The 26,872-nt window shown below is 36.6% G+C and carries 23 protein-coding genes; 8 read left to right on the top strand and 15 right to left on the bottom strand.

What is annotated here, in order from left to right:
• Window positions 1-6 precede the first annotated feature (6 nt).
• The 3 genes from rnpA to B0G92_RS02710 all read left to right on the top strand — a co-directional run bounded on the left by rnpA (window position 7) and on the right by B0G92_RS02710 (window position 3,011).
• The gene (gene rnpA, locus B0G92_RS02720; RefSeq protein ID WP_101471012.1) at window positions 7-399 is read left to right on the top strand and encodes a ribonuclease P protein component; all 393 of its coding nucleotides are present in this window, start codon (window positions 7-9) and stop codon (window positions 397-399) included.
• A 154-nt stretch (window positions 400-553) separates the two neighbouring features.
• Entirely contained in the window at window positions 554-2,191 is a 1,638-nt protein-coding gene (locus tag B0G92_RS02715; RefSeq protein ID WP_101471011.1) for a S41 family peptidase, read from the top strand.
• A gap of 1 nt (window position 2,192) precedes the next feature.
• Entirely contained in the window at window positions 2,193-3,011 is an 819-nt protein-coding gene (locus B0G92_RS02710; RefSeq protein ID WP_101471010.1) for an OmpA family protein, read from the top strand.
• Here the strand turns inward: B0G92_RS02710 and B0G92_RS02705 are convergent.
• The 4 genes from B0G92_RS02705 to B0G92_RS02690 all read right to left on the bottom strand — a co-directional run bounded on the left by B0G92_RS02705 (window position 3,008) and on the right by B0G92_RS02690 (window position 7,690).
• Window positions 3,008-3,454, bottom strand: coding sequence for a GNAT family N-acetyltransferase (locus B0G92_RS02705; RefSeq protein WP_101471009.1), 447 nt, complete (start codon window positions 3,452-3,454; stop codon window positions 3,008-3,010). The two genes, B0G92_RS02710 and B0G92_RS02705, sit on opposite strands and share 4 nt — an antisense overlap.
• A gap of 8 nt (window positions 3,455-3,462) precedes the next feature.
• On the bottom strand, window positions 3,463-4,434 hold the full coding sequence (locus B0G92_RS02700) for a DUF4837 family protein (RefSeq protein ID WP_101471008.1): 972 nt from the start codon (window positions 4,432-4,434) through the stop codon (window positions 3,463-3,465).
• A gap of 42 nt (window positions 4,435-4,476) precedes the next feature.
• Window positions 4,477-6,399, bottom strand: a complete 1,923-nt coding sequence (locus B0G92_RS02695) for a LysM peptidoglycan-binding domain-containing protein (RefSeq protein ID WP_101471007.1) — start codon at window positions 6,397-6,399, stop codon at window positions 4,477-4,479.
• A 103-nt stretch (window positions 6,400-6,502) separates the two neighbouring features.
• Window positions 6,503-7,690 carry a phosphoglycerate kinase gene (locus B0G92_RS02690; RefSeq protein ID WP_101471006.1) on the bottom strand — a complete coding sequence of 396 codons (1,188 nt, stop codon included), beginning with the start codon at window positions 7,688-7,690 and terminating at the stop codon, window positions 6,503-6,505.
• Window positions 7,691-7,944: 254 nt separating this feature from the next.
• On the opposite strand from B0G92_RS02690, the gene B0G92_RS02685 reads away from it, so the two are divergent.
• From B0G92_RS02685 to B0G92_RS02675, 3 genes are all read left to right on the top strand, one after another.
• Window positions 7,945-8,715, top strand: a complete 771-nt coding sequence (locus tag B0G92_RS02685; RefSeq protein ID WP_143394979.1) for a hypothetical protein — start codon at window positions 7,945-7,947, stop codon at window positions 8,713-8,715.
• A gap of 67 nt (window positions 8,716-8,782) precedes the next feature.
• On the top strand, window positions 8,783-9,931 hold the full coding sequence (locus tag B0G92_RS02680) for a DNA polymerase III subunit (RefSeq protein WP_101471004.1): 1,149 nt from the start codon (window positions 8,783-8,785) through the stop codon (window positions 9,929-9,931).
• Window positions 9,932-9,936: 5 nt separating this feature from the next.
• Window positions 9,937-10,320, top strand: a complete 384-nt coding sequence (locus B0G92_RS02675; RefSeq protein ID WP_056067076.1) for a DoxX family membrane protein — start codon at window positions 9,937-9,939, stop codon at window positions 10,318-10,320.
• Between the two features lies 1 nt (window position 10,321).
• Here the strand turns inward: B0G92_RS02675 and B0G92_RS02670 are convergent, their stop codons facing one another.
• The 7 genes from B0G92_RS02670 to B0G92_RS02640 form a co-directional block, all read right to left on the bottom strand.
• On the bottom strand, window positions 10,322-12,592 hold the full coding sequence (locus B0G92_RS02670; protein WP_101472003.1) for a helix-turn-helix domain-containing protein: 2,271 nt from the start codon (window positions 12,590-12,592) through the stop codon (window positions 10,322-10,324).
• Between the two features lie 91 nt (window positions 12,593-12,683).
• Complete coding sequence (locus B0G92_RS02665) at window positions 12,684-13,262, bottom strand: OmpH/Skp family outer membrane protein (RefSeq protein ID WP_056067390.1); 579 nt, start codon at window positions 13,260-13,262, stop codon at window positions 12,684-12,686.
• Between the two features lie 231 nt (window positions 13,263-13,493).
• The gene (locus B0G92_RS02660; protein ID WP_101471003.1) at window positions 13,494-14,342 is read right to left on the bottom strand and encodes a class I SAM-dependent methyltransferase; all 849 of its coding nucleotides are present in this window, start codon (window positions 14,340-14,342) and stop codon (window positions 13,494-13,496) included.
• Complete coding sequence (locus B0G92_RS02655; protein ID WP_143394978.1) at window positions 14,339-14,755, bottom strand: hypothetical protein; 417 nt, start codon at window positions 14,753-14,755, stop codon at window positions 14,339-14,341. Before B0G92_RS02655 ends, B0G92_RS02660 begins: the two co-directional genes overlap by 4 nt.
• A 109-nt stretch (window positions 14,756-14,864) precedes the next feature.
• Window positions 14,865-16,736, bottom strand: coding sequence for a tRNA uridine-5-carboxymethylaminomethyl(34) synthesis enzyme MnmG (gene mnmG / locus B0G92_RS02650; RefSeq protein ID WP_101471001.1), 1,872 nt, complete (start codon window positions 16,734-16,736; stop codon window positions 14,865-14,867).
• Window positions 16,737-16,830: 94 nt separating this feature from the next.
• Complete coding sequence (gene ybeY, locus B0G92_RS02645; RefSeq protein ID WP_056067087.1) at window positions 16,831-17,250, bottom strand: rRNA maturation RNase YbeY; 420 nt, start codon at window positions 17,248-17,250, stop codon at window positions 16,831-16,833.
• A complete protein-coding gene (locus B0G92_RS02640) occupies window positions 17,243-20,572 on the bottom strand; it encodes a coiled-coil domain-containing protein (RefSeq protein WP_101472002.1) in 3,330 nt (1,109 codons plus the stop codon). Before B0G92_RS02640 ends, ybeY begins: the two co-directional genes overlap by 8 nt.
• A 256-nt stretch (window positions 20,573-20,828) precedes the next feature.
• Between B0G92_RS02640 and gltX the strand changes: the two genes are divergently transcribed.
• Together gltX and B0G92_RS02630 are read left to right on the top strand one after the other, a co-directional pair.
• Complete coding sequence (gene gltX, locus B0G92_RS02635; RefSeq protein ID WP_101471000.1) at window positions 20,829-22,343, top strand: glutamate--tRNA ligase; 1,515 nt, start codon at window positions 20,829-20,831, stop codon at window positions 22,341-22,343.
• A gap of 70 nt (window positions 22,344-22,413) precedes the next feature.
• Window positions 22,414-23,424, top strand: a complete 1,011-nt coding sequence (locus tag B0G92_RS02630) for an SPFH domain-containing protein (protein ID WP_056067091.1) — start codon at window positions 22,414-22,416, stop codon at window positions 23,422-23,424.
• Between the two features lie 30 nt (window positions 23,425-23,454).
• Here B0G92_RS02630 and B0G92_RS02625 read toward each other — a convergent pair whose 3' ends face one another.
• From B0G92_RS02625 to B0G92_RS02610, 4 genes are all read right to left on the bottom strand, one after another.
• Complete coding sequence (locus B0G92_RS02625) at window positions 23,455-23,697, bottom strand: DUF6327 family protein (protein WP_056067094.1); 243 nt, start codon at window positions 23,695-23,697, stop codon at window positions 23,455-23,457.
• Between the two features lie 11 nt (window positions 23,698-23,708).
• Entirely contained in the window at window positions 23,709-24,062 is a 354-nt protein-coding gene (locus B0G92_RS02620) for a hypothetical protein (RefSeq protein ID WP_056067095.1), read from the bottom strand.
• Window positions 24,063-24,074: 12 nt separating this feature from the next.
• Entirely contained in the window at window positions 24,075-24,401 is a 327-nt protein-coding gene (locus B0G92_RS02615; protein ID WP_101470999.1) for a YtxH domain-containing protein, read from the bottom strand.
• Window positions 24,402-24,696: 295 nt separating this feature from the next.
• A complete protein-coding gene (locus tag B0G92_RS02610) occupies window positions 24,697-26,790 on the bottom strand; it encodes a glutamine--tRNA ligase/YqeY domain fusion protein (protein ID WP_101470998.1) in 2,094 nt (697 codons plus the stop codon).
• Window positions 26,791-26,872 lie beyond the last annotated feature (82 nt).

Genomic DNA, 26,872 nt, shown 5'->3' with positions numbered 1-26,872 from the left:
AGGAAAATGAACACCTATCCCAAAACGGAAAAACTAAAAAGCAGGACTACGATTGATAGCATGTTCCGCGAAGGCAAGTCGGTTTCAAAATTCCCACTAAGACTGGTCTACAAAAAACAGGCTTTTGATGAGGGTCAAAAATTGAAAATAGGTGTGTCAGTTTCGAAAAAATACTTCAAAAAAGCCGTTGACCGGAATTATTTCAAAAGAGTACTTCGGGAAACCTACCGCCTCAACAAAAATTTATTGTTGGACTCTCTTGAAGAATCCTATGCTTTTATGCTTCTTTACCAAACAAAAGAAAGACTGTCCTACGAAGACATAAATCATAAAACCATACAACTGTTCGAAAAATTTCGTCTTCAGGTAAAACCGGAAATAGAAAAAGATACGGATTAAGCCATTTCAATACTAAAAAAGCAGCGGTTCCCGTTAGTAGCCTATAGCAGTTTATTTTCATGTGGATGAAATGTTTACTCATTTATTCTTACTTTAGTGGTCTTGTTTTCCCTAATCTGAAAGAAACGAAGAAGAAAAAGAAAAACTTAAAGTTATGTATGCATTTTTAAAGAAGAGATATATCATTCCAGTCGTAGCTGGAGGCCTTTTATATGTTGGAGCGAGTTTCAGAAATGATTTCTTTGAAATTGCAAAACAGATTGAAATATTCACAACCATGTTCAAAACCGTGAATATGAATTATGTTGACGAAACGAATCCGGGTGAATTGATGGATAAGGCTATCAAGAATATGCTTATGGAACTGGATCCGTATACGGTCTATTTCAACGAGCAGGACGTCGTAAAATTCAAAATCAACAACACGGGCGAATATACCGGAATTGGCGCGATGATTACCAGAAAAGAAGGAAAGCTTATTATCAAAGAGCCTTATAAAAACTATCCGGCCGATAAGGCAGGCTTAAAAGCGGGTGATGAAATCGTCCAGATTGGCGATGTAAATCTTTCCGACTTTAAAGATGATGCTTCGCAGCTTTTGAAAGGAAGCAAAAATGCCAAGATTGACATCAAATACCTTCGTCAAGGCAAAACAAATAATACAACTTTAGTTTTAGAGGAAGTTGACCTGAAAGCGGTTCCGTTTTTCTCAAAAATAGATGACAAAACAGGCTATATAGTCCTGTCACAGTTTAACGCCAAGGCATCACAGGAAACCAAACAGGCGCTTGAAAAACTAAAGGCTGAAGGTGCTGAGAAAATAATACTGGACCTGAGAGGAAATCCGGGTGGTTTGTTGGGCGAAGCAGTTAATATCTGTAACTTGTTTGTTCCGAGTGGCGAAACAATCGTAACCACAAAATCACATATTGAAAAACACAACAATACTTACAGAACATCAAGGGCTCCGGTTGATACTGAAATTCCTTTGGTCATTCTTGTTGACGGAAGAAGCGCCTCCGCTTCCGAAATTGTTGCCGGAGCTTTACAGGATTTGGACAGAGCGGTAGTTGTTGGTGCAAGAAGCTTTGGAAAAGGCCTTGTGCAAAGACCTATCGATTTAACCTATGGTACACAGGTAAAGGTAACCATTTCGCGTTACTACACTCCATCCGGAAGATGCATTCAGGCATTGGATTATGCGCATAAAGATAAGGACGGAAAAGCAATTCGCACCGATGAAAAAAATTACAATGCATTCAAAACCCGTAAAGGAAGAACCGTTTATGACGGCGGGGGAATTCAGCCCGATGTAGAATTATCTGAAACAAAATTAAGTGCCATTACGGAAGCATTAGTCAAAAACGATGGTATATTTAATTATGTAACGCGATACTACTATAAAAATCCGAGCCTGGGCGATAAAATTCCAACTATTACCGATGCGGATTATGCCGATTTCAAAAAATTCCTGAAAGACCAGAAGTTTGCTTTTGACACAGAAACAGAACAGGCCATGAAAAAAACGCTTGAGGCAGCCAAAAAAGAAAAAATAGACGAAGACATCAAGAACGAAGTCCAACAGCTGCTAACAGCCCTGCAAAAAAGCGATGAGACCCAATTGAACAAGCATCAGGCAGAAATAAAAGAACTTATTCTCGATGAAATCATTAAAAGATACCAATACAAAGAAGGCTTGTATCAATATTACACCAAAAATAATTCTGAAATCAAAAAAGCTACTGCCTTGCTAAATAATCCGGCAGAATACAACAAAATATTACTGAGATAAAATGCTTCGCGTCCTTAAAATTTTCCCCCTGCTTATTTTTGGATTCGTCTCTGCACAAGAAGAGGTCGTACATTCTGTTTATTTTGATACGAACAAATACAACCTGACCGAAAATCAGGTGGAAGATGTTACAAAATTCATTCAGTCAACTGATTCCGTAAGGATAGAATCCATAAGCATTTATGGCTATTGTGATGACCGGGGCAAGGACGAATACAATTTCAAACTTTCCAGTAATCGCGCCAATGCCATAAAGGAAAAATTGGTTGAAAATGGAATCAGGAGTAAGATTATAGTTACTATTGAAGGAAGAGGAAGGGTATTGATTGAAGACGATATCGATAATATCTCTGAAGTACGTTCTAAAAATCGACGTGTGGATGTGGTGATGAATTTCAAAGAGATTCCAATCGAAAAGCTTGAAATTCCAGGCGTTTACAGTGAGATACATAAAAATCATGTTGTTGGCGACCGTATTTATCTTGAAAAATTATTGTTTGAAAAAGGAAGCAGCAAGCTTACAATGAAATCAAAAAACGAGCTGGACAGAATGGCACGGCAGCTCCTGAAGTACAAGAATCTGGAATTTGAAATCCAGGGACATGTTTGCTGTACGCCTCCTTACCACAAAGAAGCTATTGATAAAGACACCAAAAAACGAAAACTTTCTGTAAACAGGGCTGAAGCCGTTTACAAATACCTGGTTTTCAAAAAAGTGCCAAAAACCAGAATGACATTTAAAGGATATGGAAATACCCAACCCCTGGGCAAAGGATCTGATTTGGACCGCCGGGTAGAATTGGTGATTACAAAAGTTTAGGATCTTTTCATTTCGATATGGGGAATCCCATCTTCGAGATATTCTTCACTAGTCTGGGAAAATTCATGGCTTTCATAAAACTTTTTGAGGTAAAGCTGTGCCGAAATCGTAATCTTCTCTTCATCAAAATTATCCTTGATTGCTTTAATTGCTTCGCGGATAAGGTCATGCCCCCATTTTCTGTCGCGATACTTTTCCTTAACGATAACCCTCCCAATTGACGATTCATCAAAATAATCGCCTGCTTTAAAAAGCCTGCAATAAGCTACCGTTTCGCCATCAAATTCGCCAATTAAATGAATTGCTTTTCTGTCTTTGTTGTCGATATCCTGATATACGCAATTTTGCTCCACTATAAAGACCTCAGTTCGCAGTTCCAGCAAATCATACAACTCATCAAGAGATAGTGCCTTAAAGGGCTTTATTTTCCAAATTAGGGACATGGGTCTTTTTATAAGAATGAAATACTTTTAATTATTGACTCCAATTCGTGCATCAAATCGCGTTGTGGTGTTGACGGAGCATAGCAAAATCCTTCAATGACAAGAATTCTGTTATTTTTAGCATCAATAATGCTGTAGTTAATAAATGGCCCGGACATCGTATCATTTCGCAGTTCCCAGTTTCCTTTGGTCTGGTAGGCTTTCAGGCCACCTATGGTTGTATTTATGAGATAAGGCGAGTACGAATCTTCCGTAATCATTTGTGAATTTTGCGTAGTGCCATGAATATAAAGCCCTCCTATAGAATCGCGCGCCCGGACAATGTTGTTGATTGCATCGTCATTCTTTTTGATGGAATGCAACGGAACCTGATAAATCAGGATACTGGAGTTTCCAGTTTGGATTTCCTGCTTCAGCCATAAAAACTTATCTTTTTCAAGGACAATCTTAAATGTTTTCGGAACCAGAAGCGAAATATTGAATTTGTTCCTGAACTTCTTATCATCCATTAATGAGGCCTTGATTTGATTCTGGGTCACCTCTATTTCTGTCTGTTGCATCCTTGCTATTATTTCTGCAGCATTTTTTTCAAGGTGGCCAATAATCGATGCGGTTGAGTTACCCGATATTCGGATGAGGTTTTGAGGTACACCAAACTGGTTCTCAGAAAAATTAAAATCATTTCTGGCCTCTTTTTTTATGTAAAGTATATTCCTGTTTTTGGCCAATGAACCTTCAAAAGCGTGAAGCGGATACTGATTAATCGTAAAAAGTGGTTCTTCCTGAGGAAGTCCATCAACTGGAGCGGCAAATTTTTTCCGGATTGTATCCCCTATTTCGCCTATCCAGAGTTTATCGTCAATAAAAACAGCAAGCGAATTCGTATTCCCGACGGATTGTTTGTCGGAATTTTTTACTTCTTTTTGATTGCAGGAAAAGGAAAAGGCCGCTAAAGATAGGAGCAGCAGTAGCTTTTTCATTGTGTTGCTTTTTGCAATGGAAAAGCTAAAATCCAAAGATGATTATCCTTGGATTTTAAGCTTCATTCCAGGTTTGATGTTTTCGTTGCGAATATCATTCCATTTTTTGATATTTTCAACCGTAACTCCCGGATATTTTTTTGCGATGCTGAAAAGCGAGTCTCCTTTTTGGACAAGGTATTGGTGTACTTTGGCAGAAGAAGCAATCTGTTGTTGTGCTTTTTCTGCTTTGGTTTCGATTACCGGAGCATTTTCGTTAGGAATTAATTTTAACTTGCTTCCAGACAATACATTTGTGTCTTCAAGATTATTCCATTCTTTAATTTCTGCAACGGTTACACCATATTTTCTGGCAATAGAATTAAGATTGTCACCTTTTTGAACTACATAAAATTCAGATTTGTCGTCTTCCTTGTTGTCTGTATCATCAGTAGCAACCTCTTTTGTTTTTGCTTCCTGCTTTTCAACAGCAGCTATAGCGGTTTCTGTAGTTTCTTTTGTTTTGGCAGCCGGTTTTGGAGTTTTCTTTACTACTGTGGTAGCCACTCTTTCGCTAGTTTGAATTTTTAACTTAGCGCCCAGCATAACATTATTGTTTTTTAAACGGTTCCATTTCTTGATTTCAGCAATAGATACACCATATTTCTGGGAAATCTCGCCAATGTTGTCACCTTTTTTAACCGTATGGTATTTTGTTTTGGTTACAATTTTACTGCCTTTTACAATTTCCGGTTCTTCAGAATAATCTATATAAGGACTTTTCGAATCTGTAGAAGCGATAGCGGTTTCTGTTGTATTGCCACCTGCTGGCAAAGTTGACTTTCTTGAAAAATAAGGCTTTTCTCTTTTATCTTCTTCGATTTGTGCATAGGCATAAATCTTGTCTTCATTAGATGTGAATACTGCAATCTTTGGAAGTGGAAGCCTCAGGTAATGATTTTTCCCTTTAACGAAAGGAATTACATCTAATTTATAACCCGGGTTCAAAAGCTTGATTTGAGATTCCGGTATATCCAACAGGTCAGAGATTTGCTTGAAAGTCATTTCGCGCTTTACCATAACCGTATCGGTAGCAAAATAGCTTATAGCCGCTCTTTTTGGTTCAATTCCATGCTCTTTGTGGTATTCGTAAATGTACATTGTAGCGAGGAAAGCCGGAACATAACCCTGTGTTTCTTTTGGAAGATTTTTTCGGATATTCCAGTAGTTTTGCTGTCCGCCGGAACGTCTGATTGCTTTTGACACATTTCCGGGACCGGCATTATATGAAGCCAAAACCAAATCCCAGTCTCCAAATATTTTGAACATATTTGAAAGATATTGGCAGGCAGCTTCAGTAGCTTTCAAAGGATCGCTTCTTTCATCAATATAGGAAGAAACATCCAGATTGTATTGTTTTCCGGTAGCAAACATAAACTGCCAAAGACCTGTCGCTCCTACTCTTGACCTTGCGTGCGGGTTCAAAGCAGATTCAACAACGGCTAAATATTTGATTTCTAAAGGCACGTCGTATTTGGCAAGGGCGGCTTCAAACATTGGAAAATAATATTCAGAAATCGCCATCAATCGTTCGTAGGATTTTTTCCTGTTTTTCAGGAATGATTTGATGATATTTTCAAGACCCTGATTGTACTCTATGTTGAACGGTGATTTAGCGTCCATTTCTTTCAAACGGGCTTTTAACAAATCAGTAGATAAATCGTAATCTACTTTTTCGTCAGGATTCATATGAGCAATATCGAATTCCATTTCTTTAAAAAGATCCTGATTGGTCAATTCATCCATCCATTCCTTATCAACACAAGAAGCAACTTCATGGTCAACAAATGTGTTTTTTATAGAGTCTAAAATAGATAATTTTGGAGCTGTAATTTGCGGAGCTGCTTCTTGTGAAACGGCATCCTGGGCAAAAATATTTAAGGAGAAAAAGGGTACTAAAAAAAGTGCTATTTTGGTTTTATTCATAACTGAAAATTATAACTTATTATATTTCAAATAATTATACATAATTGCAAACTTAACTTTTTATAACTAACTTTTAAAAGGTTTAGTATAAAAATTTTGTTTTTTAACTTATTATGGCATCAATTCCAGGTAGTGATTTTCCTTCCAGCATTTCCAGCATTGCCCCGCCCCCAGTAGAAACATAGCTCATTTTTGGCTCCAAACCAAACTGTTTTACCGCAGCAACAGAATCACCACCGCCAACAAGAGAAAAAGCACCTTTTTGAGTGGCTTCTGCAATAAATTCTCCCAAAGCTATCGTTCCATGTGAAAATTTTTCCATTTCAAAAACGCCCAACGGACCGTTCCATAAAATGGTTTTGGAATTTAAAATGACCTTTTTGAAATCTTCCAGCGATTTCGGACCTGCATCAAGTCCTTGCCAACCGTCAGGAATATTTTTAACGTCTGTTATTTTTGTTTCAGCATCATTCGAAAATGCGTTAGCCGCAACTACATCAACAGGAAGATGGATTTCGACATTTTTCTCTTTTGCTTTCTTTAAAATCTCCAGTGCCAGGTCCATTTTGTCATCTTCACAAATTGAATCGCCAATTTTGCCTCCCAGGGCTTTGATAAAAGTAAAGGTCATTCCTCCACCAATAATCATATGGTCAATTTTATCGAGTATGTTTTCAATAACCGTAATTTTTGAAGAAACTTTTGAGCCACCTAATACAGCTGTTACCGGCTTTTCAGAATGTTTAAGCACCTTATTGAGACTTTCAATTTCTTTAGCTAAAAGGGTTCCGAAACATTTGTCGTTTGGAAAGAACTGCGCAATAATTGTTGTTGAGGCATGCGCTCTGTGAGCCGTTCCGAAAGCATCATTCACATAGATGTCTCCTAATGAAGCCAATTTCTTTGAAAATTCAATATCTCCGGCTTCTTCTTCAGGATAGTAACGAAGATTTTCCAAAAGCAGGATTTCGCCCGGTTTAAGATTTTTTGCTGCTTCCTCTGCTACCGGACCTATGCAGTCATTCGCAAATTTTACTTCTTTGCCCAGAACTTCTGCTGTTTTTTCAAGAATGTGTTCCAGAGAATATTTTGGTTCTTTGGCTTTTGGCCTTCCTAAATGTGACATCAGGATTACGCTTCCGCCATCAGCAAGAATTTTATCAATTGTTGGCTTTGCCGCTTCAATTCGGGTGGCATCAACTACTTTAAAATTCTCGTCTAAAGGAACATTGAAATCTACCCTGATTAGTGCTTTTCTGTTTTTGAAATTGAAGTCGTTCAAAGTTTTCATTAGTGGTATATTTTATTTGTTTTTTATTGGATTCACAAATATATGATTTTTAACCAACTAAAAAATATGAAAACATTTAAAATAAGCTTAAATCGTTAGCGAAAACGTTATAATTGATGATTGGGCTACTTTAGAAAATCCGATTGAAAAAATTTGTACATTTATTTCTTGTTAAAAACATCCCCGCCATTTTTAAATCACAGGAAAACCTTTGTTACTCATTATCAAAAAAATAATCAATCCTTAGGAAACCTATGAAACATTCTTTCTTATTTGATTTAGATGCAAGGTATATCGTTGTCTTCTTATTTTTTGCTATGCTATTGGCCATTAATATCGGGTACAGGTTTGGGGTAAAAAAAACAAAGACTGATTCAGACAATTCCGGCATTTTGTCTTCACTATTAGGATTACTGGCCTTAATCCTCGCTTTTACTTTTGGAATGTCCGGTTCCAGATTCGAAACCCGAAAAGCAAGCCTTATTGATGAAGCCAATTGCATTGGAACAGCTATTTTAAGGGCAGACACTTATCCGGATAGCCTGAAAAACGCTTTTAAAAAAGATTTTGCCGTATATCTTAGCTCCAGGATTGCTTATTTTGAATCGGATAGAAATGAGGAGAAAATCAATAACTCCCTTAGAGAGTCGGCAGAAATAAGCAAAATCTTATGGGACAGGGCTACTCAATATTCCAGAGATAAAGATTTATTTTTACCTTCCAACATGATGATTCCGGCTTTAAACAGTATGTTTGATGCTGCTACAACAGCAAATGAAGCCTATAATGCTAACGTTCCTGAACCCATCGTTTATTTACTTCTTTTTTTTTCTATAATTATTTCCTTTTACATTGGTTACAGCTCCGGCTTTAAGAAAAAAATAGACCGGTTTTATATTTTGGGATTTTGTCTTCTGACTTCTGTTGTTATCTATATAACCTTAGATTTAGACAGGCCAAGGCGCGGTTCTATAAACATGCAAAATGAAATGTTTTTGTTTAACGATTTGAAAGGCAACCTGTAAGTTTTCAAAGTTATTCATTTTTTTGCCGCGTGATAGCTGTTCATCCTTTTTCCCCTATATTTGTTCCATGCTATTTTCAGAAATCCTAGGACAAGAACATATCAAAAGCCACCTTACGAAAAGTGCTGATGCCGGAAGAATTCCGCATGCACAATTGTTTGTTGGTCCTGAAGGTTGTGGAACATTACCTATGGCTCTGGCCTATGCGCAATATGTGTTATGCCGGAATTCAGGTGGTGAAAATCAGGGCGAAAACGAGGCCTGTAATTTGAAATTCAATAACATTTCACATCCTGACCTGCATTTTATCTATCCTACGGTTTCGACAGATGATGTAAAGTCCAAGCCAAAAAGTCTTGACTTTATTGCTGATTGGCGCTCCTTTTTAATGGAAAGGCCTTATGGCGGATTGTTTGACTGGTATAAATATCTGGGCGTTCAAAACAAACAGGGACTGATTCGCGTAGAAGATGCCCAGGAAGTTTTAAAATCGCTTTCACTAAAATCCTATGAAGGTGGTTATAAAATCATGATTGTCTGGATGGCAGACAAGATGAATATTGAAGCTTCCAACAAGCTTTTGAAAATCCTTGAGGAACCACCTGAAAAAACACTTTTTATTCTGATTTCTGAAGATGAGGAATCTATCATACAGACAATACGTTCGCGCTGCCAGGTACTTCATTTCAACGGAATCCATGAAAATATTATTGCTGACGCATTAGTTTCACGTGAAAAGATAGACCCTCGTGAAGCTAAAAAAATTGCACATCAGGCACAAGGAAATTTTAGCAAAGCATTACACCTGCTGCATGAAGACAGCGAAGAACAGCCTTTTGAGCAATGGTTTGTTTTATGGGTACGTGCGGCTTTTCGTGCCAAAGGAAACGCATCAGCCATCAACGACCTGATTGCCTGGAGTGAACAAATTGCCGGCCTGGGACGTGAAGCGCAGAAGAAATTTTTGCATTTTTGTATCGAAATGTTCCGTCAGGCATTGCTGCTGAACTATCAGGCATCAAGCCTGGTTTATATGGAACCTAAAGTTGAAAAATTCAAGCTGGAAAACTTTGCTCCATTTGTTAATGGCAACAATATCAATGATATTTACAAAGAGCTTTCTGATGCCGTTTATCATATTGAACGAAACGGAAATGCGAAGATTATTTTAACCGACCTATCTATCAAACTAACCCGATTAATCCACAAAAAATAGTAATCATGAACAACACTGCTTCTATTTTGATTTTAGTATTTTTGGCCGTAACCTTTTTACAATCAGGCTATGACAAGGTAATTGACTGGCAAGGTAATGTAGGCTGGCTCAAAGGTCATTTTGAGAAAACATTCATCAAAAACAGTGTACCACAATCCCTGATGCTAATTCTTGTTTTGGAAATAGCAGCAGGAATTCTTTGCGTTGCCGGTATTATACAGATGCTTATGAATAAAGGAACTACTTTTGGTTTTTACGGTTCTGTTGTTTCTGCTGTTACGCTGATTTTTCTATTATTCGGACAGCGTATTGCCAAAGATTATGATGGTGCCAGAACTATTGCCATCTATTTTGTTCCGGCTATTTTAGGTGTTTTTTTCATGCAATAATTTACTGCTGTGAAGCTCTGAATAACTTCAGTTCATCCCAGGTAAATTTATTCCCGTATTTTTCTTTCAATCCGTTGAGAGATTCTTCGTTGTAGCCTTCAAAAGCTTCAGCCAAATCTTGTATTACGCCTTCCGGAAGAATGTCTGACAATGCCACTTGTCCGGACTGGATTAATTTGACAAAATGAGTCACTATGGTCTGTTGCGTTAGTTTGCGAAGACCAGCGATTTCGGGTATAGAATTGTTTTGCTGCCAAAGTTCATAGGTTTCCTCCACCGTTGATTTTTTAGGTAGCTTTTTCGCTTTTTTCTTTGGCATATAGCGCTCTTCATCATAATCATCATCTACCAGTGTAGCGTGAGTATTCTTGAATTCCTCGCGAATGGCATCCAGTTTTTTCGATTTATAGGATTTAATTTCCTGTGAATCCAGATTCTCTTTACAGATTTCCTGACCTGATGCCACAATTTCTATGAGTCTTTTGGCTTTCATCAAACGTAACACGGCCTTTGTCTGCAATTCTTCCAAAGCATAGAGTTCCTGAAAAAAGGTTTTTGCTTTCTTTACGCGTTTTACTTCTTCCAATTTCCACAGGATTTCATAAACCAGCTGGTCCAGTGGTTTTAAGAAATAATCGTGGGCAGCCTGAATTCGTTCCAAAACAAACTGAATATCATGCGCTTCATCAAAAAATAGCTTATCCAGCTGGCGCATGAATTTTGTAGCCGGTTCCGTAAGTGCACCAATGGATTCTGCCTGCCTTTTCGCCCATTGCATATGCTTTGATTTTTCAGATTTTTCAGCATCTTCATTGTAGCTGTATTGATGGTTGCGCCATTCCTGTGCCAGTTCTTTCCAATCAAAACTGTTTTTCAGATAGTTATGAATAAAATTTAGTGTCTCTTTTTCCAGGGAAGACTGCAATAGTTCTTCAGAAGCCTTGTTATTGGAATATTGCATGACATCATAGTCATTCGAAATGCCATTCATTTGCAACGGAGAAAGCAAAATAAGCCCTTCTAACGAACGAAGTCGCGACAGAGCAACATAGGCCTGCCCGGGAAGAAAAACCTGCGATACGTCGAGCAAAGCTTTGTCAAAAGTTAATCCCTGGCTTTTATGAACGGTTATCGCCCACGCTAATTTAATCGGATAATGGGTAAAAGTACCTAAAACATCCTCTACGATTTCCTTTGTATTGGGGTCAACAGAATATCTAATGTTTTGCCATTCATATCTTTCTACTTCAATGGTCTTGTTTTCATCCGGAAAATGAACCAGTATTTCCTGCTCAGACAACGATTTTACGATGCCCATTTTTCCGTTGAAATAATTCTTTTCCAATGAAAGGTCATTTTTCACAAACATAATCTGGGCTCCAACTTTTAGGTTCAGCCTTTCATCAACAGGATATATCTTTTCAGGGAAATCGCCAATAATTTCAGGTAAAAATGTCAGTTGTTTTTCCTGTAAATCAACTAATGACTGTTCGTTTATAGCATCGGCTTTCGCATTATGCGTTGTCAGGGTAATATATCCCTTATTCTGTTTGAGGTCAAAATCCGGCCTTACATACTGGTTCAGATTTTTGATATCTTCTGCATCTACCTGATTGTTACGGAGATTGTTCAATATCGATATAAATTTATCATCGGTCTGACGAAAAATTTTTGAAAGTTCAATGTATAATGGCGGATATTGCTGCATTACATGTGAATGGAAAAAGAATTTTCCCCGGTAGTAGTTTTTCAGGACTTCCCATTCTTCATTTTTAACAACGGGCGGAAGCTGCAATAAATCACCTATGAATAAAACCTGAGCACCACCAAACGGAAGTTCTTTTCTTCGTATACTCCTCATTGTAAAGTCAATAGCATCCAATAAATCGGCCCGAAGCATACTCACTTCATCAATTATCAGCAATTCCATATTCAAAATCACTGATTTTTTGGTACCATTCATCTTGAAATGGCGCTTTAAGGTGTCTTTGGTTTCGAACTTTATGGTATCTGAAAAGTGGGGTGTTTTATTATATTCCGGGATAAAACCCGCAAACGGAAGCTGAAACATGGAATGAATCGTAACACCTCCCGCGTTCAAAGCGGCGATGCCTGTTGGGGCCACAACTACCGTATTCTTATGCGTTGATTGGATTATTTCTCTTAAAAGAGTGGTTTTTCCGGTTCCGGCTTTACCGGTTAAGAATAGAGAACGCTGGGTTTGGTTGATGAATTTGAGCGTATAGGATGCTGCTTCAGATATTGGTTGCATTGGCTTGTAGTTTTCGAATAGGGAAAAATAGTCAATTTTTTGAAATATTTCCAAAAAAAATGCCTTCCCTGAGGAAGGCATCTTATAAAATTTATTTTTTCTCTTCAGTTTTTGCAGTATCCTTTGTTTCTGTTTTTTCTGGAGCTTTATAATTGTCATTCAATTCTTTAACTATTTTATCCGTGATGTCATATCCTTCTTTTGCATATAGAACCGTAGCAGCATCACCTGTTCCGTAGATATAAGAATAACCATTCTTTTTACCGTAATCTTTTATGTATTTTCTTACTTTACTAACTACAGAATCCCTTTCAACAGCTGCTTCTTTTTGCAACTGTTGGCTCATAGCTTGCTGGGCATAAGTTAGTTGCTGTTCTTTTTTCTGCAACTCAGAGCCTTTTCTCTGTGCCCATTCCGGTCCATTAGCCTGTGCATTTCTACGGAAATTATCGGCTTCTTCCTGGAATTTTTTAATTTCAAGTTCCAATTCTCTGCCCATAACTTTCGATTTTTCTTCAAACTTGGCCTGAAGGTCTTTCGATTCTGTATATTCTTCCATCAATTTTACAGTATCGATATACGCTGTTTTTTCTGATGTGCTTTTTTCTTCGGCTTTGTTGCAAGAAAATAATGAGATTGCTATTGCAATGGCTACTATTGATTTTTTCATTCTGTGTTCTTTATTTTTTAATTGGGTCAAAAATAGAAAAAAAATGTTACAAATGGCTTAAGTGTAAATTTTCGGGTTTTTTCTTTATATAAAATTATTTTATGGTTTAAAAAACGAGCATAAATTCTGACTATCAAAAATGGATTAAAATAAAGCGATTTAAGACACTTTCAAAAAAAAGACGATATCTTTTATATTGCCCTTAAAAATCTTCCAACTCCCGCTTTTATTTTAATTTTTAGCGTTTTTTAGCACATAAATGTGCGAAGAATATTCAAATTTCTCCTTTGCTTTCCAATTTGACTTCAAACCGATAAAAAATGCTTTAATAAAATTCATTTTTCCGGTTTTGTATTTTTCAGATAGAAGACTTACATAAAATGAATCAAATTTCATCGGCAGGATTTTTACAAGCTCAATATTTTCGTTTTGAAATAATTTTTTGATTGCCGTTTTTGAAAAATGCCACAAATGTCTTGGCGTATCATATGCTGCCCAAAATTCACCATAGTATTTTGCATCGTATGATTTAAAATTGGGTACGGCAATAATAATCGCGCCATTTGGCTTTAGCAATCTTTTTAGTTCTTTTATTTGATTCTGTAAATCCGGAACGTGTTCTAAAACGTGCCACATGGTTATAATATCAAAAGAATGGTCATTAAAATCAGCTACCGGTTTTAATTCTATTCCTTTTTTAGCTGCGATTGACCTTGCTTTTTCACTTGGCTCTACACCTATTACATTCCAGCCGTCATTTTTAGCTGTTAAAAGAAAATCTCCGGTTCCCGCACCAATATCCAAAAGCTTTCCTTTTTTTTGCAGGCTATTAACCAGGCTTAGTTTATTTTTTAGGGCAATATTTTTTATGAAGTGATAGGCTTTTTCAAAAATAGAACGTTTACCATCTGTATGCGATATATAATCGTCACTTTCGTAATATTTGGAAAGTTCTGTGCCTTTTGGTTGAGGTGAAGTAATCAGCATGTCCAAATCTTCGTCATGTAACAACTCGAAAACTTCTTTCGAAACAGAATTGTCTTTTACAGTTTGGTAATGCTTATGATTTGTTGAGGTCATTGTTTAAATTGGATGTATTCGTCTTTAAGATTTTTAAGATAAGCCGTTACTTTGTTTTGAAACATGGATTTATTGGAAAGACAATCTTCATTAAATTCATTAATCATTGAGATAGCAATAAATTTTGGCTGGCCTCCTACAATGTTAGCTATATTTTCTTGGTTTTGTACCGCAAAGTTTGAAAAACCGAAATATTTATCAAACTCTGAATTTTCATAGACAATAAGCTTATACTTGTCGCCATCAATCGTAATCCAAAACTCTCTTGTGAGATAATTATCCAATTTGTATTTAATAGCGAGAAATTGCTCAAACGGAAGATTTTTTAAATTGTTTTCAAAAATAAACGCATTAAGTGGTTTCGTGCCCAGAACTTCTTTTCCGTTTTCAGAGATATAATAGTCGTCTATCATAAAAGCCTGTTTGGTTCCAATGCAGCTTTGTAAAACAAAAATTATCAAAAGAATTGAAACAATTCCTTTGATAATGCGGTTTTGAGTACTTCGTTCCACGTGAAACATATTATCTTCCCATATGAATTAGTAATACGGAAATATCGCTTGGAGAAACTCCGCTAATACGTGAAGCTTGTGATAATGTTACCGGGCGTATTTTTTTGAACTTTTCACGGGCTTCATGCGACAATGATTTAATCTTATCATAATCGAAGGATTCCGGAATTTTCACATCTTCCAAACGCGTCAGCTTATCAGCATTATTTTTTTCTTTTTCAATATAGCCTGAATATTTCACCTGGATTTCGGCTTGCTCTAATACTTCCTTATCAAGATTGTTGTCCTGAACATATTGAGCTACCTTTTCAAATTTCAGGATGTCTTCTAAATCAATCTGCGGGCGTGAGAAAACTTTAAACATTTTGTCGGGTTGCGAAATCAGGGCAGAACCTTTTTCTTCCAGTATCGGATTCGTTTCTGCAACTGTTACGCTCGTATCTTTAAAGAAATTAACCATTGCTTCTGATTCGTTTAATTTCTTCTCCATTCTGCGCATACGGGATTCAGAAGCTAAGCCAATCTCAAAAGATTTTGGTGTTAATCTGAAATCTGCATTATCCTGACGTAATAAGGTTCTATATTCTGCCCTCGAAGTAAACATACGATAGGGTTCTTCCGTTCCTTTCGTAATCAGGTCATCAATAAGCACCCCAATATAAGCTTCATCTCTTCTTAAAATTAGCGGGTCTTTTTCATGCACTTTTAAATGCGCATTGATACCGGCCATTAATCCTTGCGATGCAGCTTCTTCATAACCTGTAGTTCCATTAATCTGTCCGGCGAAATACAAACCTTCAACCAGTTTCGTTTCCAATGTATGTTTTAACTGCGTAGGCGGGAAATAATCATATTCGATGGCATAACCCGGTCTGAAGAATTTCACATTCTCAAAACCAACCACAGAACGAAGTGCCTTGAACTGTACTTCTTCCGGTAGTGATGTGGAAAATCCATTTACATAGACTTCAACCGTATTCCATCCTTCTGGTTCTACAAACAATTGGTGTCTTTCCTTATCTGCAAAACGATTAATCTTATCTTCAATCGATGGGCAATATCTTGGTCCAAGGCTTTTGATTCTTCCATTAAACATTGGAGAACGGTCAAATCCTTCTCGTAGTAAATCATGAACCTGTAACGACGTATAGGTCATATAACATGATTTTTGATGCGTTAAAGGTTTAGTTTCGTCAGAATAAGAAAACTTATCCGGGTTTACATCACCCGGCTGTTCTTCCATTTTAGAATAATCTAAAGAACGTCCATCTACACGTGGTGGCGTTCCTGTTTTCATTCTTCCTGAGGTAAATCCGGCACGAACCAAATCTTCAGTGATACCATAAGCGGCTCCTTCACCTGCCCTACCACCACCAAATTGTTTTTCTCCGATATGAATCAATCCGTTCAGGAAAGTTCCATTGGTGAGAACTACAGACTTTGCTTTTATTTCGATTCCGAGCGATGTCTTGATTCCTTTTATCTTACCATCTTCAATAATCAACCCTTTTACCATTTCCTGATAGAAATCAAGATTTGGTGTTCTTTCCAGTATCAATCTCCATTCTTCTGCAAAACGCATCCTGTCGCTTTGAACTCTTGGCGACCACATTGCCGGACCTTTTGATTTATTGAGCATCTTGAACTGTATGGCCGTTTTGTCTGAAACAATTCCGGAATATCCGCCGAGGGCGTCAATTTCTCTCACGATTTGTCCCTTTGCTATTCCTCCCATTGCCGGATTACACGACATCTGGGCTATGTTCTGCAAGCTCATTGTAACCAATAAGGTTTTCGAACCCAAATTGGCCGCTGCCGCGGCCGCTTCAGAACCAGCGTGTCCGGCTCCAACCACAATCACATCGTAGGTTTCTTGAAACATTTTTTATCCTCTCTTTACGATTTTGGAAACCAAAATCTTATTGTGTTCCACGTGGAACGTTTATTAAATTTTATCTTTTGAAAAGATGTTTAGGCTATTGTTTCACGTGGAACATTGCAATCTTTTCATCTTCTTTTGAACGCATCAATAACTCATCTTCTTCAGATTTGTCTTTGTATCCAGCAAAGTGTAATATACCATGAGCTAACACCCTTTTCAATTCTTCGTCAAAACTCACGTTAAAGTCTTTTGCATTGTCTGCTACTCTTTCTACTGAAACGAAAATATCTCCATGTAATTCATTACCTATGGAATAATCAAAACTAATAATATCCGTTAAGGTGTCATGATCAAGATATTTGACATTGATTTCATGCAGGTATTCGTCATCACAGAAGATATAATTAATATCCCCTTCTTTTTTAGATTCTGAAACAATAACCTCTGAAAGCCACTTCTCAATTTCATTCTCATTTGGCAATTCAAACTCGGTTTCGTAATTAAAGCTAATCATCTTTTCTAAAGTATTCTTGAACCTTCTGGTTAAAATTTGGCCGCAAAGGTAGTGTTTGTCTGTTTAATATTTCAATACTATTTAAATATTGCTTTAAAGCAGGAGAAATTGCATTGGTTTGGTTATTGTATTCCTTTTTGTTGGTTTGGGACTGGCGTTTCTTTTCCTCACCCTGTTGCTGGATCGCATTATCCAATTTCAACAATTCGTGTTTCAGATTTAGCATCTTTTGAAGTGTTTCATTCTTAAAACCTTTGTTCAGCAAATCCTTTTCAATTTGCTTCATTTGGTTGAGAGCATTTTGTCCACTACCACCCATTCCTTCTTTTTCTAAAGCCTTTTGCAATGCTTCACGCAAACGTTGCTGTTCTTTGTAAATCTCTAATATTTCACCCGCGTTGCCTTCACCATCTTCTCCTCCTTCACCTTCTTTATTTCCGCTTTTTGAATTCTTACCTTTTCCTTCCTTACCAGGTTTTCCATCCTTCCCTTCATTACCTTCTCCTGGTTTTTCACCTTTCTTCATACCCTCTTTCATCTTTTCACCCAATCCTTTCTGCTTCTCAATAATGTCAGGAAGTTGCATTCCCTGACCTTGACCTTGCTTAGGCTTCCCAGCACCGGAACCGGACATTTGCATCTGCATTTGCATGCTGTTTAAAATCTCACTTAAGAAATCGGCCAACTTATTGGATGAAGCGACGGCATATTGCTGGTGTGATACACCTTTTTGAATCTGGGCATCAGATAAGGTTTCCAAAGCCTTGTCAACGTTGTAATGCACGTTACCAATTTCCGTAGTGATGTTCTCACCCAGTTTTGGATTCCTCAACGACATGGCAAACAAACTATCATCAACATGTTTGAATTGTTGTTTTAAATCCTGCTGTATTTTCAGGTTTTTATTAAATGAAAGCGAACCTTTTTTAAGTCCCTTAAAGTTCTTCATCAGGTCTTCCTGTGAGAAGGAATAGGCTAATAAATTATCCAGAATCTGACGCAGCATTTTCACGTCTTCTTCCAACTGTTCCATTTCTCCACCGGCCATACTTTCCATCATGGCCCCACTCATCTGTTTCATCTTTTGAGCTGCACTTTTTTGTTTGGGTTTGGCTTTTGCTTTCTGGTCTTTTTTTAATTCATCTGATGCTTTCTTTAAATCCTCACCTATACTCTTTTCAGTTTGTTCGTCTTTGGGTAAGTCAATCGGTTTTTTTAATTGCTCGTTATCTTTTTCAAGTTGGTCCAATTCCTTTTGAATCTTCTCAAATTCCTTGTTTATATCCTCCTGATTTTCGACAGAATTTTCTTTATCTTTATTAGACAAGGCTTCCTGTTTCTCAGAAAGCTTATCTAATTTTTCAGCCAACTGTTCAGCCTTTTTTTCTACATAATATTTCTTCGTAAGCTCAACTAGCTGCTCTAAATTTTTAGTCTGATTTTTTGAACTCTGTTTGAATTTATCAATCTTTTCAAACAGTTCTTCTTCTCTTAATTTTTCAGATAACTTCTGTAATTCATCCAATAACTTTTCATTCTTTTCGATTTCCTTTTCAGCCTTCTCAAGACGCTCTTTTAATTCTTCTTTGAACTCGTCTTTCTTATCGGTTTTAAACTTATCGAGGTTGTCTTCCATCTTTTTGGAAAACTCTTTCATCATTTGTTCCTGTTGTTTTTGGCGTTGGATAAAATCATTAACCTTTTGTTGGTCTTTAAATTCCAGGTTTGTTTTTTCTTTACCTAACTTTTGTAGTTTGTTAATTTCTGACAATTGTTTATCCTGATTTTTAATTGACTTTTCTAAACTGTTGATGTTGTCATTTTGCTGCTGCAAATTCTGTTCTTCCTTTTCTTCGACAGTAGCTAACCTATCTGAGAAAACAGAAGATTTTGTAGATTTGAAACCATGCAGAGCATCATTGTCAAAAACTTCAAAATAGTACTCATAGGAAACGCCTTCTTCTACGGGAAGCTGTCCGGGGAAAGAGAAAATGAACTGGTCAAAAACATCTTTTTTAACCGGCAAAGCCATCTTTTTGGCTTCATTGGTTTTGTTCCTCGGATAGAAAACAATCTGTAATTTTGATAATCCGTTATCATCAGAAACCTGTCCAACAATAACATTCTGGTTTAGTTTAAGGCTATCCGGTGCATTGTTCACCGCTATAGTCGGGAACTGGTCTTTGATAACAGAAATCTGATAATTCAGCTTTTCATAGTGTTTCACTTTAGCATTTGAAGTCAAAATTTGATAATCCGTATTCTGAAAAATGCTTTTTGTAATCTGGAATGTATTCTCGTTAGAAGAAAATGGCGTAATTGTTTTTAAATCAGACCATTCGACAGATTTTGTTGCCAAAGTAGCCACTTTCCAGGTCACTTTAGTTCCTTCAGGTACAATTGCGTTTCCGGAGCCTTGTATGGTTTCTGATTTCTTATTCAAATAGGACGGAAAATTCAAAACCATTTCAAAATTGGCAATGGTTGGAACAGCTACAACAGCCAATTCAAAATCTTTGGTAGTAACCTGATTGGCTTCAATATGAAAACGTATGTTTTTTGAGGGTCTTGTAAATTTATATTCAAAAAAACCCGGTTTTGCACTTTCCATAAAATAGCTTTCACCATCTATAAAAATCATGGCATTTTCCGGAACTACTTTTCCTTGTGATTTTACCTGGAGTACAAAATCATTTCCTTGTTCAGTTTGCAAAGAAGGATTTATAATTTCGAAAGCAAACGGAGCAGGTGGTGAAAAGCGTTCGTTATAGCGCACTACCCTATTGAAGCTTTGGGTTATCATATCACTATTACCCGATATCATAAAAAAAACAAAAAACAGGATTGGTATAAATGCCCACGGAAGAAATTTGATATTGCCTTTAAAGTTAATGGCATTACCAAAAGGAATCGGATTTAAGGTCTGTGCTTTCTGGTCAATTGAAGCGAGTAATAATTCTGACTGATTGCTGTCATTTGACAATTGCAGGAAGTTTTTCAGTTTGTCATTAACTTCAGAAAAATGACTTCCTATGATTGCCGATGCCTCTTCATAATCAATTCCTTTCTGAAGTTTGAACAACTTGAAAATCGGGAACATTATAAACCGGAACAAAAGAAAAACTTCTACAACTATGAATGCCCAAAACAAGATAGTCCTTCCTGTTGGTTTGAGCCAAAGAAAGTATTCGACAAAAAGTGTAAACAGCAAATACAGTAATCCTAACCCAATAAAGAAAATCAATCCTTTGAGTAGTTCATTTGCATAATACTTCTCGATAAATGCTTCTAATTTGTCGTAAATCAGTGTTTTATTTTCCAAAATTGTCAATAGTTTCTTTATAACCGATAAAAATAGTAATTTATATTTATATGAAAGGTTAAAATTAAGACGACAGACGACAGACGACAGACGACAGACGACAGACGACAGACGACAGACGACAGATGACAGATTGCAGACGGCGGATTTAAGATTTAAGATTGCAGATTTATACTGAGTTATTGTCTGAAAACTGCCTTTTGCAAACTCATAACTTTTAACTAAAATCGTATCTTTGCACCAAAATTTACTCAAAATGTCTAGACCTATTCGCGTTCGTTTTGCGCCAAGTCCAACAGGACCTTTACACATTGGTGGTGTTAGAACAGCCCTTTTCAATTATCTGTTTGCTAAAAAACATGGTGGTGTTTTTTACCTTCGTGTAGAAGATACTGACCAAAACCGTTTTGTGCCGGGAGCCGAAGCTTATATTTTGGAAGCTTTGGAATGGCTTGGAATTGCTCCGGATGAAACTGTTGGAAAAAATGAAAAATTTGGACCATATCGCCAAAGCGAAAGAAAACATTTGTATAAAGAATATGCTGACCAATTGGTACAATCCGGTTGGGCCTATTATGCGTTTGATACTGCTGAAGATTTGGACCAATTGCGCAAGAATGAAGAAGAACAGGGAAAAACATTCATTTACAATCACGGAAACCGTGAGCAATTGGATAATTCATTGACCAATTCTGCTGAAAAGACGGCGCAAAGAATTGCAAATGGTGAGGAATATGTTATCCGTTTCAAAACTCCGGTTAATGAGATTTTGCACTTGAACGATATGATTCGTGGTGAAGTAAAATTTGACACCAATCTATTAGATGATAAGGTTTTGTTCAAGGGTGACGGAATGCCGACCTATCACTTAGCAAATATAGTAGACGACCATTTGATGGAAACTTCACATGTAATTCGTGGGGAGGAATGGCTTCCATCACTACCATTACACGTTTTATTGTACAGAGCTTTTAATTGGGAAGCTCCGGAATTTGCCCACCTTCCCCTGATTCTAAAACCGGTTGGAAATGGCAAGCTTTCAAAAAGAGACGGTGATAAGCTTGGTTTTCCGGTATTTCCTTTAGAATGGAAAGACCCTAGTTCTGGAGAAATTTCTTCAGGCTACAGAGAAAAAGGATTTCTTCCGGAAGCCGTAATCAATTTCCTGGCTCTATTAGGCTGGAGTTCCGGAACCGATCAGGAATTATTTACCCTTGATGAACTGATAACAGCTTTTGATTTGGAAAGAGTCCATAAAGCAGGCGCTAAGTTTGACCCTGATAAAAACAAATGGTTCAACCACCAGTATATCCAAAGAGCCGATAATAATGATTTAGCACAACAGCTTTCACATGTATTGCTGGAAAAAGGCATCAATAAGCCTATTGAATTTTTAACAGAAGTTGTTCGTTTGGTAAAAGAGCGTGCTACTTTTGCTTCAGAACTTTGGGAAGTGTCTGAATTCTTTTTTCTGGCTCCTGCTTCTTATGATGAAAAAGCAGCTAAAAACTGGAAACCGGAAACAGCTGAGTTGATGGAGAAGCTTATTAGTGTTTTAGAAAACACTTTGGATTTTTCGACTGAAAATGTTGAAAATACAGTCAAAGCATGGATGGCAGAAAATGAAATCGGAATGGGTAAAATTATGCAGCCTTTACGATTGAGCCTCGTTGGTTCTTTAAAAGGGCCTCACCTATTTGACATTATGAGCATGATTGGAAAAGAAGAAACGATTGCAAGAATTCGAAAAGCAGTTGACAGCTTGAAATAAATTAAAAGAGCCTTTCAGAAATGAGAGGCTTTTTTTGTACCTTAACCCAATTAACTTTAAACTTTGTATCATGGATCTAAACATTCCTTTGTATGTATTTTTATTCTTCGCCTTATTTATCTTCTTTTCGTCGTTCTTTACAGTAAAGCAACAGACTGCTGCCATAATAGAACGTTTTGGAAAATACCAAAGCATCCGTCATTCCGGATTACAATTAAAAATTCCGATAGTAGATAAAATTGCAGGTAAGATTAATTTGAAAATCCAGCAACTTGACGTTATCATTGAAACTAAAACGAAAGAAAACGTATTTGTAAAAATGAAAGTTTCTGTACAGTTTAAAGTAATTCAGGATAAAGTGTACGAAGCTTTTTATAAATTGGAATATCCACATGACCAGATTACATCCTATGTATTTGACGTAGTTCGAGCGGAGGTTCCTAAGTTAAAATTGGATGATGTTTTCGAAAGAAAAGACGATATCGCTATTGCCGTAAAACGCGAATTGAATGAGGCTATGACCACTTATGGTTATGATATTATCAATACGCTTATTACGGATATTGATCCGGATATTCAGGTAAAAAATGCCATGAACCGAATTAACGCAGCCGATAGAGAGAAATCTGCAGCAGAATATGAAGCAGAAGCAGGAAGAATCAGAATCGTTGCAAAAGCCAAAGCCGAAGCAGAAAGTAAAAGATTACAAGGACAGGGTATTGCTGACCAGAGACGTGAAATTGCCCGTGGTTTGGTAGAAAGTGTGGATGTATTGAACAAAGTAGGAATCAATTCACAGGAGGCTTCTGCCCTAATTGTTGTAACACAACATTATGATACTTTGCAGGCCATTGGTGCTGATGCCAATTCTAATCTTATATTACTTCCTAATTCTCCTCAAGCCGGTAGTGACATGTTGAATAATATGGTAGCATCCTTTACAGCTTCTAATCAGGTTGGTGAAGCTATGAAACGTGCCAAAGCATTTGACAAGACAGAAAAGAAATCAACTCCTAAACCACCTACACCACCTCATTTACCAGAAAGTGGTGATGTTGAAGGTTATGATTCAACCAAATAAAAAAAGAGGCTCATAGAGCCTCTTTTTTGTTTATAGACGAAAAATCTTTTTCGTCAGGTAAGCTATCCCGACATTCTTGAGTGGTCCGGATAAACTTCCTATAATGCTTAATGCTATTCCCGGAACTGTTCCCAGGATATTCTTTGCAGTAAAACTGTCTTTGGTCTCATGAAAACTTTTGTTCATTTTTTCATAGGCCAAATCCTTCTCTACTTTCAAAATCTGAAGTTCCCTGTTTATTTCTTCATAAGAAGAATAGCTCTTTACTTGCATAAGCTTTAATTTTAATATTTTTTGAAAAATAATCTTGAAAATGTTCTCAGAATCGGACCTTCCACAATTTTATCCTGGATATAATATACCAATATGGCAAGAACAAGATAAATTGCTCCGACAATTAAGAATCCATAAGCAAAATTATCCAGTCCATATCCAATTGCTAATGCTAATGCAATTGAAAAAAACAGGGTTACAATCACCAACATAACGCTCAAAAGAAATAATTTAAGCATTAAGGTGGTAGATTTCATTGCAATTTTGAAACCCCAAAGTTTATAGTAGGCAATATTAGCATCTAAAAATTCTTTGGCTCGGTCTTGCAGTTCGTCGGTGTTTTCTTTTATTTTTTCAAATGCCATAAAGCAGTTTTTTTATTTTTTACTAGCAGCTGTTGCTTGTGCTTTTAAATCAGCCAGTTTTTTTTCTAAAGCTGCAATTACATCTTCTTTGGTGTCTTGAGCATTGGCAACCAATTCATCAAAACCGGATTCCAAATCTACTTTTGCTCTTGAAAACTTACTTTTTACCTGATCTGATAATTGGTTGAATTTGTTTTGTAATTCATCTTTTTGGTGGTCAAATCCGTCTTTGATTTTTTTTCTGGTCTTCTGACCTTTGTCTGGCGCAAATAAAATTCCTACTGCTGCTCCAATTGCAGCTCCAGCTAATATTCCGATTACTGTGTTCGTTCTTGACATAACTTTTCTTTTTTTAGGTTAATAAACTAAAGTTACAGTAAATTTTAACATTTTGGTGTTAACAACCAGTTAAAGTATGCCAAAGTTTGTCAAAACCCTCATATACCTCATTAAATCGATTTTCAAAGAGCTATCTATATATTTACATTACTATTTTTAAAAAATGTCCTAAAATCAATTTATGGAAGTCAATTTTAATTACTTAAAATTATACTATTACTGTTTTTTATAGAAAATCCAAATAATAGAAAAAGCTCCTGAATTCAGGAGCTTTTCATATATAAAATTTATAGTTTTAATTTTCCGAAAGCAAATTCAGAACTTCTTCATTTTTTTCTGAAATTTTTAATTCATCAAGCTGCGAAGAAAATTCCAAACGATTTGCTTCATCATTTTTTAAATTTTTGATGACTTCCAATCGAACATAAGGCGATTCGCTTTTCAGTGACATCGAATACAATTTATGCAATACTTCCGTTTCAACATCAGAAGCTTTTAGCGCCGAATATTTGAGAAGATAATTGGAAAACAATAAAGAGCTTTTGTTATTATTGATATTCTTCTTTAAAGTATTCTGTAATAAACTGAAATTGGCAACATTTGTCAACTCATTGCCTATGGCTTTTTCTACAGCATTTCGTTCTTCCTGAGTGGCAACTTTAAAATATTTATTAATTTCTTTAAGGGAATTATTAATAATATTTTCTTCTTTTTTACCTTTTTCTTCCCAGGTGTCTTTCAAAGAAACTGTTCTGTTGAAAACTAATTTTTTATCTGTAGAATCCTTATCTACAGTAAAATAACCCAATCTTTGGAACTGGAACTTATCTTCATTTTTAGCGTCTTTCAGACTTGGCTCCAAATAACCGGTAACGACCTGAAGCGAATTTGGGTTTACAAATTCCAGGAAATCCTTTCCTTTATGGGTATCCGGAGATTCATCTGTAAAAAGTCGGTCATACAGGCGCACTTCCGCTTCAATCGCATGGGCAATAGAAACCCAATGCAATGTACCTGATACTTTTCTTTGGCTTGCTTCTGTACCGCTACCACTTAAACTATCCGTATCATAGGTCACATGGATTTCTGTAATATTTCCATTGGCGTCTTTTACAACACTTTCACCTTTAATGATATAGGCATTTTTTAAACGTACTTCTTTTCCAAGAGTCAATCTAAAAAACTTACCTGTAGCTTCTTCTAAAAAGTCTTCTCTTTCAATATATAATTCTCTTGAAAAAGGTACTTTTCTAAATCCTGCATTTTCATCTTCCTGATTGTTTTCTGCATCCAGCCACTCTTCTTTTCCTTCCGGATAATTGGTAATAACCAACTTTACTGGATCCAAAACTGCCATAACACGAGGTGCCGTTTTGTTTAAATCTTCACGTATGCAGAATTCCAAAACAGAAACATCAATCAAATTATCACGTTTGGCAATACCAATAGTGTGGGCAAAATTGCGGATAGAAGCCGGAGTATATCCTCTTCTTCTCAATCCGGAAACAGTTGACATTCTTGGGTCATCCCATCCGTTAACATGTTTATCTTCAACTAATTTTAATAGTTTTCTTTTACTTACAACCGTATGCGAAAGATTCCTTCTTGCAAATTCTCTTTGTTTTGGGCGAATGCTTTTGTTATCATAAATCTGATCCAGGAACCAGTCATATAATTCTCTGTGAGGCAAAAATTCAAGCGTACAGAAAGAATGCGAAATTTGTTCTAAATAATCGCTTTCACCATGTGCCCAGTCATACATTGGATAAATTTTCCAGGCATCACCTGTCCTGTGATGGTGTTTGTGTAATATGCGATACATAATAGGATCACGCATCAGCATATTTGTTGATTTCATATCTATTTTTGCTCTCAAAATATGTGTTCCTTCCGGAAATTCACCATTTTTCATTCTTTCGAATAAATCAAGGTTTTCTTCTACAGAGCGATTACGGTAAGGACTATCCACTCCCGGAGTAGAAGGCGTCCCTTTTTGCTGTGCCATTTCTTCAGAAGTCTGGCTGTCTACATAGGCTTTTCCTTTCTTAATAAATTCAACAGCCCAATCGTATAATTGCTGGAAATAATCAGAAGCATAACATTCATGTTCCCATTGGTATCCCAACCATTGTACATCACGTTTGATTGCATCAACAAATTCCTGCTCTTCTTTGGCAGGGTTGGTATCGTCAAAACGAAGATTAACAGGTGCTTGATAATCAATGCCTAATCCAAAATTTAAAGCAATCGAGCTTGCATGTCCGATATGCAAATAACCGTTGGGTTCAGGCGGGAAACGAAAACGTAATTTCTGTTGAGACAAGCCATTTTTAATATCTTCTTCAATGATTTGCTCAATAAAATTCAGTGATTTTTCTTCTGATGCCATATTCATAAATTAAGACCGCAAAGTTATTCATTTTGCCAAGAAAATGCTTAATTTTTATTCTTTAATACCTAATTTTGAACAA

Origin of the sequence: Flavobacterium lindanitolerans (genome assembly GCF_002846575.1) — a bacterium.
GTDB lineage: Bacteria > Bacteroidota > Bacteroidia > Flavobacteriales > Flavobacteriaceae > Flavobacterium > Flavobacterium lindanitolerans.
The sequence above is the reverse complement of the archived record's forward strand: the minus strand, read 5'-3'. Positions and strand labels throughout refer to the sequence as shown.